The sequence below is a fragment of the Desulfofundulus sp. genome (assembly GCF_049701015.1).
Taxonomy (GTDB): Bacteria; Bacillota; Desulfotomaculia; order Desulfotomaculales; family Desulfovirgulaceae; genus Desulfofundulus.
Genome location: NZ_JBNATZ010000101.1, coordinates 1 through 8,525, shown reverse-complemented (window position 1 = coordinate 8,525; position 8,525 = coordinate 1). Strand labels below are relative to the sequence as shown.

Annotated in this window: 10 protein-coding genes; 7 read left to right on the top strand and 3 right to left on the bottom strand. The window is 55.6% G+C overall.

What is annotated here, in order from left to right:
* The first annotated feature begins 87 nt into the window (after positions 1–87).
* A complete protein-coding gene (folK, locus tag ACPLUI_RS07785; RefSeq protein ID WP_424659701.1) occupies positions 88–615 on the top strand; it encodes a 2-amino-4-hydroxy-6-hydroxymethyldihydropteridine diphosphokinase in 528 nt (175 codons plus the stop codon).
* Positions 616–634: 19 nt separating this feature from the next.
* On the opposite strand, the gene ACPLUI_RS07780 is transcribed toward folK, so the two are convergent.
* From ACPLUI_RS07780 to ACPLUI_RS07770, 3 genes are read right to left on the bottom strand one after another with little or no spacing between them, the layout of a single operon-like run.
* Positions 635–1,102 (bottom strand): nucleotidyltransferase domain-containing protein, encoded by a 468-nt coding sequence (locus ACPLUI_RS07780; RefSeq protein ID WP_424659700.1) that lies wholly within the window; start codon positions 1,100–1,102, stop codon positions 635–637.
* Between the two features lie 21 nt (positions 1,103–1,123).
* Entirely contained in the window at positions 1,124–1,558 is a 435-nt protein-coding gene (gene hepT / locus ACPLUI_RS07775; protein WP_424659699.1) for a type VII toxin-antitoxin system HepT family RNase toxin, read from the bottom strand.
* Complete coding sequence (locus ACPLUI_RS07770; RefSeq protein ID WP_424659698.1) at positions 1,555–2,847, bottom strand: amidohydrolase family protein; 1,293 nt, start codon at positions 2,845–2,847, stop codon at positions 1,555–1,557. Before ACPLUI_RS07770 ends, hepT begins: the two co-directional genes overlap by 4 nt.
* 412 nt (positions 2,848–3,259) lie before the next feature.
* On the opposite strand from ACPLUI_RS07770, the gene ACPLUI_RS07765 reads away from it, so the two are divergent.
* The 6 genes from ACPLUI_RS07765 to ACPLUI_RS07740 form a co-directional block, all read left to right on the top strand.
* Positions 3,260–4,183 (top strand): Rossmann-like and DUF2520 domain-containing protein, encoded by a 924-nt coding sequence (locus ACPLUI_RS07765; protein WP_424659697.1) that lies wholly within the window; start codon positions 3,260–3,262, stop codon positions 4,181–4,183.
* Positions 4,176–5,012: a 3-methyl-2-oxobutanoate hydroxymethyltransferase gene (gene panB / locus ACPLUI_RS07760; protein ID WP_424659696.1), complete on the top strand. Its 837-nt coding sequence runs from the start codon at positions 4,176–4,178 to the stop codon at positions 5,010–5,012. The genes ACPLUI_RS07765 and panB overlap by 8 nt, the downstream gene beginning before the upstream one ends.
* A 16-nt stretch (positions 5,013–5,028) precedes the next feature.
* Positions 5,029–5,889 carry a pantoate--beta-alanine ligase gene (gene panC / locus ACPLUI_RS07755; RefSeq protein WP_424659695.1) on the top strand — a complete coding sequence of 287 codons (861 nt, stop codon included), beginning with the start codon at positions 5,029–5,031 and terminating at the stop codon, positions 5,887–5,889.
* An 81-nt stretch (positions 5,890–5,970) separates the two neighbouring features.
* Entirely contained in the window at positions 5,971–6,354 is a 384-nt protein-coding gene (panD, locus tag ACPLUI_RS07750) for an aspartate 1-decarboxylase (RefSeq protein WP_424659694.1), read from the top strand.
* Positions 6,355–6,622: 268 nt separating this feature from the next.
* A complete protein-coding gene (gene nadA / locus ACPLUI_RS07745) occupies positions 6,623–7,546 on the top strand; it encodes a quinolinate synthase NadA (protein WP_424659693.1) in 924 nt (307 codons plus the stop codon).
* A 20-nt stretch (positions 7,547–7,566) separates the two neighbouring features.
* Positions 7,567–8,525 (top strand): L-aspartate oxidase (locus ACPLUI_RS07740; RefSeq protein ID WP_424659692.1); only part of this gene is annotated, 959 nt, incomplete at its 3' end.

Sequence of the window (8,525 nt, the reverse complement as noted above, 5' to 3'; positions counted from 1 at the left end):
GATTCTCCCGCTGATGACGTTTACACTGAGTTCATCCTGTTTTCTACCGGATCAAATCGTGCAGAAGTCTTGCCGGGAGGATCGAGTATGACTGGGAGAACCCGGCGCGGGCCTGTTCCCGGGCAAGTCAAAGCTTATATCGGCTTAGGCTCTAACATGGGGGACAAAAAAAGGAACCTGCGGGTCGCTCTGGAGATGCTGCAAGGAGTTTCGGGGATCACCCTCCTGCGGGTGGCCCCGTTTTACCGCACCGACCCGGTGGGTTATACTGATCAGGACTGGTTTATCAATACCGTGGCGGAAGTGGGCACCACCCTCCCGCCCCGGGAATTACTGGCTACCTGCCTGGAAGTGGAGAACTGCCTGGGGAGGGTGCGGTCCTTGCGCTGGGGTCCCAGGGTGATTGACCTGGATCTGCTCCTCTACGACGGGCGGGTTATTGTGGAACCCGATCTCCAGGTTCCACACCCGCGCATGCACGAGCGTGCCTTTGTCCTGGTACCCCTGGCCGACCTGGTGCCAGATTTTGTCATACCGGGCCGGGGCAGGGTGAGGGAGCTGCTGGCAGGCGTTGACCGGAAAGGTGTGGAACATTTAGAGGACGATAAAGATTGACGTTTAGCGAAACCCGGCTTCAGGAAGTAGCCGGGTTTTTCTTCCCCCTCGCCGGAGCTGGTTGCCCCGGTGACAACAAATCCCGCAGGGAATTGCGTAAAAAATATTGCATGTCGAGGTACATATCCCAGGTCTTTTCCACCCATTCATACCGCACCTCGTCGTCGTGGCTGAAAAGCACCTTGCCGCCGGTAACCGAATGGCACAAGGTTACGGGAGCATAATTTAATACCTTTAGATCCACCGGGTAGTGAACTTCCCGCTCCAGTTCCGCACCTAGAGAAAATTCATATTCGACAACCTTTTCCCGGGAAATGGTTTCCTTCTTCAAATACACTCCTATATCAATATCCCGGAAGGCAGCTTTTTCCACAAAAGAACCAAAGGCATAGGCGAAGATAATTTCTTTTCTTTTAGCCAGTAAGCGGGCGGCCAAACGGCAGATCCAAAGACGTTCCTTTTCCGGCAGGGAAAATCTCTTGTACATAAAATCATTCCTTTGGGACGGTTACAGATCGCATTCTACCATGGCTGCGATTTCAGCCAGGTATAGTTCCAGGTCGTCCAGGTTGTTGCAAATGATATGATATACCTTACTGTCATCAATGTCGCCATAACGGTGGATTAACAGGTTGCGGAACTTTGCCATCCGGATCAATCGTTCAGCCAGGGGAGCACTTAAAAAATGCTCCTCGGATAAAATGTTGAAACAATCGGCGTAGGAGTTGGGAGCCCTGCCGGTGAGCCGGGCAACCAGGTGGTTACAGATATCAATGACCGCCTCGGTGGCGACAATCAGGTAATACTTGCTTGCGGCAACCTTTAGCTCGTCAGCCAAAAATTCCTCCATGGTAAGCTCCGTCACCGGTGTAAGCCTGTTTAAAGCCTGGCGGATGTCCGCTGTCTTTTGTCGCAGTTTAGTTACATTGATAGATAATTTCATGGTGTGTTTTCCCCCAAGCCGGTTCTGTACATATCTTTATGGAAAGTATATTTTCTTTTGATGGGGAAATCAATGGGCCGGAATACATATTTTACCCTGGCCAGGGCGCTAACGTCCTCCCAGGGGTTGCCTTCCACGGCCACCAGGAAGGCGGGCCGTCCCGGTTCAATGCGACCCAGCAGGTGTCCCAGCCCCAGGATGGCCGCGCCGTTGCGGGTGGCGGCTATAAGAATATCCGCCGGGGAGAGGCCGGCTTCCCGGTAGAGGAGCAGTTCCTCCAGAAAACCCCGGCCGTGGCATACGCCGGTGGCTCCGGCATCGGTGCCCACCCCGAGAGTAACGCCCATTTCCCGGGCTTTTTTGATCATTTCCAGCTGGCGCTGCCAGGTACGGGTAATGACCTCAATTTCCCGGGCCGTATACTGTGTGTTCAGTTTTCCCCTTACCTGGCCGGCCACCGGGATCACGGTAGGCACCCAGGCGATACCATTAGCGGCCATTCGGTACAGGGATTCCTCGCTGATGAAATAACCGTGCTCTATGGAATCCACCCCTGCTTCCACGGCCATACGAACAGCCTCGTCTCCGCTGGCGTGGGCCATAACCCTCAACCCGCGGCTGTGTGCGTGGTAGACTGCTCGTTTCAATTCATCCCGGGTGAACTGGGGGCCACCCACCCGTCCGTACTCGGAAAAACTTACAATTCCCGATACCAGAACCTTGAGGTGATCCACTCCCTGCCGGGTCAGGGAATCCACCGCCTTTTCCAGTTCTCCCGGGGTTAAACCCGGTCCCAGGAAAGAACCGTATTTCCCCTGCTGGTGCAGCGCATAACCGCAGGCCAGCACCAGAGGCCCGGCCAGGCTTCCTTTTTTTACCAGTTCTTTGACCTCCAATCCGATGCCTGCCCGGTCTCCCCCGTCGCGTACGGCTACAATGCCTCTTTCAAGGGTATTTGTCAAATCCGCCTTCACCCGCTCAAGTAATTCCCCCCGGGCGCTCCATTGATGCCGTGCACTCGAAAAATCCCTGCCGTCCAAAGCCAGGTGGACGTGGCAGTCGATCAGGCCGGGGATAACAGTGCAGTTGGGGAGTTCGAGTACGGGTGCCGGTTCCCGGGAATGGTCTGCGCTAAGGCATTCCTCGGGCTCATCACCGGCGGTAAGGGCTATTACTTTCCCGTTCTGGACATATATGACTCCTTTCCGGGGTGGTGCCGGCGTGCCCCGCCAGATGCGGGCTGCCCTGACTATCAGTGTTTGTCCGGGTTCAAGGGTGATTACGGACATGTTCCATCCTCATTTCTTTTTTAAGGCATGCACCGTCAGGGATTCATCACAAATAATTCTTCTTTCCACTGTGAAACCCCTGCTGGCAATGGTGAAGTGTCGTTCCGTTATAGCCGGTCATAGTAACAAAAGGCCTTTATAGATAATCCAACGAAAAATATGAAATTTGTTGTGTCTGGCCCGGGTATATGTTAAAATTTAACCACAGGATGGTATCCCCATGGGGGAACCATACCTGTAGCTCGAATGTACCTCTACAATCGCACACTGGTGTTGCCGCTTGGAGCCGGGAAGGACCGAGACGGAGGTGAGAAGAGTATTACTGCCTTTCGGGAGCCCGGAAGGCGTTTTTTATTGAAAATGTCCGGGATATCTACTTATAAGCCATGATTTCAGGAATTGGGGTGGGGTTATGAACAAACCGTCGGTGGCCGTGGTGGGCTGCGGCAAAGTGGGCAGTGCACTGGCCCTGCTTTTAAAGGAGCGGGGTTACCCGGTGGTTGCCGTGGCCAGCAGGAGTGTGCAATCGGCCCGGGAACTGGCCCGGGCCGTGGGGTGCGGTGCCTGTGAACAGCCGTGGGAGGCAACGCAGAAGGCCGATCTGGTTTTTATTACCACGCCTGACCGTGAGATTGCCCCGGTGTCGGAGCTTATTGCCCGGGAAGGAGGGTTCCGCCCCGGGCAGGTGGTGGCCCACACCAGCGGTGCTCACGCGTCCAGAGAATTGCATGGTGTGCGGGAAGCGGGAGCCATGGCCGTGTCCATCCACCCGTTACAGTCCTTTGCTGATGTGGCAGGGGCTATGGAGAACCTTCCGGGGTCCTACTTTGCCCTGGAAGGGGATGAGGCGGCTATGCCCGTAGCCCGGCAGGTTGTTATGGATTTAAAAGGAAATGCCTTTATCATAAGAGCCGAAGATAAACCCCTTTACCATGCGGCGGCCTGCATCGCTTCCAACTACCTGGTTTCTCTGATGCACCTGGCTACGAACCTTTACGGTCGTTTCGGCCTGTCTCAGAAGCAAGCATTTGAGGCGTTGTATCCCCTTGTGCGGGGCACAATAAACAATATCCGGCGGGTGGGGCCGGTGGAAGCTCTTACGGGCCCCGTGGCCCGGGGAGATGTACCCACCATTGCCGGGCATCTGCCGGCCCTGGACCGGGTGGGGAGCCTGGAGTCCCGGCTCTACCGCCTCGTGGGATTGTACACCATTCAGGTGGCCAGGGAAAAAGGCAGCATTGATGCCGGGCAGGCCCGGAAACTGGAAGAGGTGTTTACGGCTCCGGCCAATGGTCGAGTTTTATTAAAATCCGGGGAGGTATATTTTCATGAGTAACCAGCGGGTCACCACTGCGTATTTCCGGGAAGCAAAAAGGACCGGGCAAAAAGTTACCATGCTTACGGCTTACGATTATCCCATGGCCAGGATGGTGGATGAAGCCGGGATCGATGCTATTCTTGTGGGGGATTCACTTGGGAATGCCGTCCTGGGTTATGAATCCACCATTCCCGTGACCATGGACGACATGATTCATCACATCAAAGCTGTCACCCGCGGGGTCAGACGCGCCATGGTTATCGGCGACATGCCTTTTATGTCCTACCACGTTTCCCGGGAAGAGGCTCTGCGCAATGCGGGCCGCATCCTGCAGGAAGGGGGGGCCCAGGCAGTCAAGCTGGAAGGCGGCCAGGAAGTGGCCGATACCATACGGGCGATGGTGTCCTGCGGTATTCCGGTGATGGGCCACCTGGGTTTAACGCCCCAATCCATTCACCAGATGGGCGGTTACAGGGTGCAGGGTAAGGACGAGGCCCAGGCTAAAAAACTGGTTGAAGACGCACGGGCCATTCAGGAGGCAGGAGTTTTTGCCATAGTCCTGGAGTGTGTGCCCGTTCCCCTGGCCAAACTGCTTACCGAAACCCTGGAGGTCTGCACCATTGGCATTGGAGCGGGACCGCACTGCAACGGGCAGGTTCTGGTAACCCATGATTTGCTGGGGATGTTCCTGGGGAAGTCGCCCAAATTTGCCAAGCGTTATGCCAATCTCCACGAAGAGATTGCCCGGGCACTGCAGGCCTACCGTGAGGAAGTCAAGAGCGGCGTTTTCCCCGGCCCCGAGCATGGTTTTGATATGTCTGAAGAAGTATTGAGCAAGTTGTATTAAGAGGGGGAGTGTGCCCTTGCTCATCTGCCGCACAATAAAAGAAATCCGGGAATTCGTACGCGGAGTGCGTTCACGGGGCCTGACCGTGGGATTTGTTCCCACCATGGGTTATTTTCACGAAGGTCACCTCACCCTGATGCGCCGGGCAAAAGAGGCCTGTGATGTGGTGGTGGTCAGTATTTTCGTCAACCCATTGCAATTCGGCCCGCGAGAGGATTACGACCGTTACCCCCGGGACCTGGAACGGGATGTATCCCTGGCGCGGGGAGCGGGCGTGGCTGCTATCTTTCATCCTTCCGTGGAAGAAATGTACCCGCCGGGTTTTGCCACCCATGTTGATGTCGAAGGTCTCACCGCGTGTCTTTGCGGCCTTTCCCGGCCCGGTCACTTCCGGGGCGTGGCTACGGTGGTGACCAAGCTGTTCAACATAGTAAGCCCGGACAAGGCCTTTTTCGGCCAGAAGGACGCGCAGCAGGTCCTGGTGATCCGGCGTCTGGTTGAAGATCTGAACATGGATCTGGAAATTGTTACAGTGCCCACGGTCCGTGAGGAAGACGGCCTGGCCATGAGTTCCCGCAACGTTTACCTGAGCCCGGAGGAAAGGCGGGCGGCCGTTGTTCTCCCGAGAAGTTTGGAGGCCGCCCGCCGGGCCTACGAGTCCGGTGAACGGGATGCAGGCCGGCTGGTGGAGCTGGTACGGGGCATGATTTCGGCCGAACCCCGGGCACGGATCGACTACGTGGATATCCGTTCAATTCCCAATTTAGAGCCGGTGTCCAGGATTGACAGGCCAGCCCTTCTGGCCCTGGCTGTGCACTTTGGTTCTACCCGGTTGATTGATAATACCGTACTTGGTAATCCGGAAGGGATACTGTAGCCTGGTTTCTCCCGTCCGGCGGGTTATTTTGAGCCTGCCGGACTTAACGGAAATACCTCAGGTGAGAGAGGTGGTTCGGGTATGCTTATTACGCTCTTCAAATCTAAAATCCACCGGGCAACTGTAACCGGAGCCAACCTGAACTACATGGGCAGCATCACTATTGACCGGGCACTGCTCGAGGCGGCCGGCATTTTACCCCACGAAAAAGTGCAGGTCGTGAACAACAACAACGGGGCACGATTTGAAACCTATGTAATCAGCGGGCCCCGGGATTCCGGAGTTATCTGTCTTAACGGTGCTGCTGCCAGACTCGTGCAGCCCGGTGACACGATCATTATCATTGCCTATGCCATGATGACCCCGGAAGAAGCGGCCGGTTTTTCGCCTACGGTGGTCATGGTGGACGGGCAGAACCGGGTGGTGGAGATCCGGCGGGGGGAAGTAGCGGGAGAGGTTGGATAGGCCGGACTCTCCTTGCTTCCCATGTCCTTTCTTGTAGCGGCTGCAAAATAAATTTTGAAATATGTTTGGTAGCAGCTCTGTCGGTTGTTTAAGAGTAATTATCTCTTACTTTTCAGACCCTTGACAAGCTTTGACGACTGTGGTTAGAATTATCTCATGATTGCAGTCAATTATATTTTCTTTTTGACACTTATTTACCGTGGGCGCCATGGTAGGATGTGGTTTTTGCTCTGAATTGTCATGGTTTAAACGATTAAGGAGTGAAACTATGTCTGTTGAAGATAAAATTCGCTACTTGTCTGAAGAAATCAAACGATTGAAAAAACAACGGCGGGCTGTTATTTTAAGCCACGTCTATCAGCGCCCGGAGGTACAGGAAATTGCCGACTTTGTGGGGGATTCCCTGGAGTTGTCCCGGCAGGCCGCCAAAACCGACGCGGAAGTCATTGTTTTTTGCGGCGTCCACTTTATGGCTGAAAGTGCGGCTATTCTTTCCCCGGATAAAATTGTACTCCTGCCTGAGATTAAAGCCGGCTGTCCCATGGCCGATATGGTGACTGTGGAAGTCCTACGGGAGAAGAAAAAGGAAATTCCCGGTGTCGTGGTGGTCTGCTATGTGAATACCTCGGCCGCTGTTAAGGCCGAAAGCGACGTGTGCTGTACCAGTGCCAATGCAGTGAAGATCGTTTCTTCGCTACCGGAGGACCGGCCGGTGCTTTTCATCCCCGATCAGAACCTGGGACAATACGTGGCCAGGCAGACGGGGCGGGAAATTCACCTCTGGAAAGGTTATTGCAACACCCACGACAAGCTATTTGCTGAAGATGTGCTGGCCGCCAGGGAAGCTCACCCCAACGCCCTGGTACTGGTTCACCCGGAATGCCGCCCGGAGGTGATTGACCTGGCTGATGTTGTGGCCAGCACCACGGGTATGATCCGTTTTGCCCGGGAAAGTGACGCCAGCGAATTTATTATCTGTACGGAAACGGGTATTTTACACCAGTTTCGCAAGCAATGCCCGGATAAGGAGTTTTACCAGGCTTCCGATAAGTTGATTTGTCCAGACATGAAGGCCACCACCCTGGAAAAGGTGCACCGGGCACTGGTTACCCTTGAGCCGCGGGTGACGGTACCGCCGGAGATCCGGGAGAAGGCACTGCGTTCCCTGGAACGGATGCTGGCGGTAACCTGATTCCACAGGAGGGATAAAAATTGGCCGGCAGATATCTGGTCAACTTCGATACCCGGCAGCTGCCACAGGAAAATTGGGACTATGTTATCCTGGGCAGTGGTATAGCCGGGTTGTATACTGCGTACGCAGCCAGCCGCCTCAACAGGCGGGTCGTGGTGCTCACCAAGTACACCATGGAGGATAGCAACACCGATAAGGCCCAGGGAGGTATTGCTGCCGCCCTGGGTCATTCCGACTCTCCGGTCCTGCATTTAAAAGATACCCTGGCCGCGGGGGCGGGACTTTGTGACCCCGAGGCGGTCAATGTACTGGTCAATGAGGGTCCGGGCAGGGTGCGGGAGTTAATCGACATGGGGGCGCAGTTCGACCGGGAAAACGGCCAGCTGGCCCTCACCCGGGAAGGGGCCCACAGCCGGAGGCGCATTCTCCATGCCGCCGGGGATGCCACCGGGGCGGAAATCCAGCGGGTGCTCTCCGAACAGGCGCGCCTGAGCCCGAACATTGAAGTGCGGGAAAACCATTTTGCGGTGGACCTTCTGGTAAGGGACAACACCTGTTACGGTGTACTTGCCCTGGACCGTTCGGCCGGGGAGCTCAGGGTCTTCCGGGGTCGGGCGGTGGTCCTGGCTACTGGCGGATTGGGTCAGCTTTTTGAACACAGTACCAATCCTGCGGTTGCTACTGGAGACGGTATAGCTATGGCCTGGCGGGCTGGCGCGGAGGTTATGGACATGGAGTTTATCCAGTTCCACCCCACCGTCTTGATTCTGCCGGGGGTACCTCCTTTTCTCATTTCTGAAGCCGTGCGGGGTGAAGGAGCTTACCTGAGGAACCGTTATGGTGAACGTTTTATGCCGCGTTATCACGAGCTGGCGGAACTTGCCCCCCGGGACGTTGTGGTGCGCGCCATTCTGAAGGAGATGGGCAGTACCGCCTCAGACAGGGTTTTTCTCGACCTTTCCCATCTGGATCCGGCTAT